Below are 1,156 nucleotides of genomic sequence, written 5' to 3'. Positions count from 1 at the left end.
CCTTCTATGAGCCAAAAACCAACTATTCCAACAGTTGGACAACCTTCCGCGATCCGTCCCCCCATCGCATCATACGACGGTGCAGGAATATTAACCTGCTTCCCATCAGCTACGCATCTCTGCCTCGCCTTAGGGGCCGACTCACCCTGCTCCGATGAACGTTGAACAGGAAACCTTGGGCTTACGGCGTGGAGGCTTTTCACCCCCATTATCGCTACTCATGTCAGCATTCGCACTTCTGATACCTCCAGCATCCTTTACAAGACACCTTCGCAGGCTTACAGAACGCTCTCCTACCATATCCAATAAAGGATATCCGCAGCTTCGGTGACTGGCTTAGCCCCGTTACATCTTCCGCGCAGGACGACTCGATCAGTGAGCTATTACGCTTTCTTTAAATGATGGCTGCTTCTAAGCCAACATCCTGACTGTTTTAGCCTTCCCACTTCGTTTTCCACTTAGCCAATCTTTGGGACCTTAGCTGGCGGTCTGGGTTGTTTCCCTCTTGACGCCGGACGTTAGCACCCGACGTCTGTCTCCCAAGCTCGCACTCATCGGTATTCGGAGTTTGCAATGGTTTGGTAAGTCGCAATGACCCCCTAGCCATAACAGTGCTCTACCCCCGATGGTGATACTTGAGGCACTACCTAAATAGTTTTCGGAGAGAACCAGCTATTTCCAAGTTTGTTTAGCCTTTCACCCCTACCCACAGCTCATCCCCTAATTTTTCAACATTAGTGGGTTCGGACCTCCAGGGCGTGTTACCGCACCTTCATCCTGGCCATGAGTAGATCACTTGGTTTCGGGTCTACACCCAGCGACTGATCGCCCTATTCGGACTCGATTTCTCTACGGCTTCCCTATTCGGTTAACCTTGCCACTGAATGTAAGTCGCTGACCCATTATACAAAAGGTACGCAGTCACGGAACAAGTCCGCTCCTACTGTTTGTATGCACACGGTTTCAGGATCTATTTCACTCCCCTTCCGGGGTTCTTTTCGCCTTTCCCTCACGGTACTGGTTCACTATCGGTCGATTACGAGTATTTAGCCTTGGAGGATGGTCCCCCCATATTCAGACAGGATGTCACGTGTCCCGCCCTACTTGTCGTACGCTTAGTACCACCGGTCCGATTTCACATACGGGGCTATCACCC

At 51.2% G+C, this 1,156-nt stretch carries 1 rRNA gene (cut by a window edge); it reads right to left on the bottom strand.

Annotated features, from left to right (window positions below):
- Window positions 1–1,156 (bottom strand): 23S ribosomal RNA (locus O0879_RS28500); its annotated part reaches 1,450 nt to the left of the window's first position; the annotation flags it as partial.

The organism is Janthinobacterium sp. SUN120 (assembly GCF_030397735.1).
Taxonomy (GTDB): Bacteria; Pseudomonadota; Gammaproteobacteria; order Burkholderiales; family Burkholderiaceae_D; genus Janthinobacterium; species Janthinobacterium kumbetense.
The sequence above is the reverse complement of the archived record's forward strand: the minus strand, read 5'-3'. Positions and strand labels throughout refer to the sequence as shown.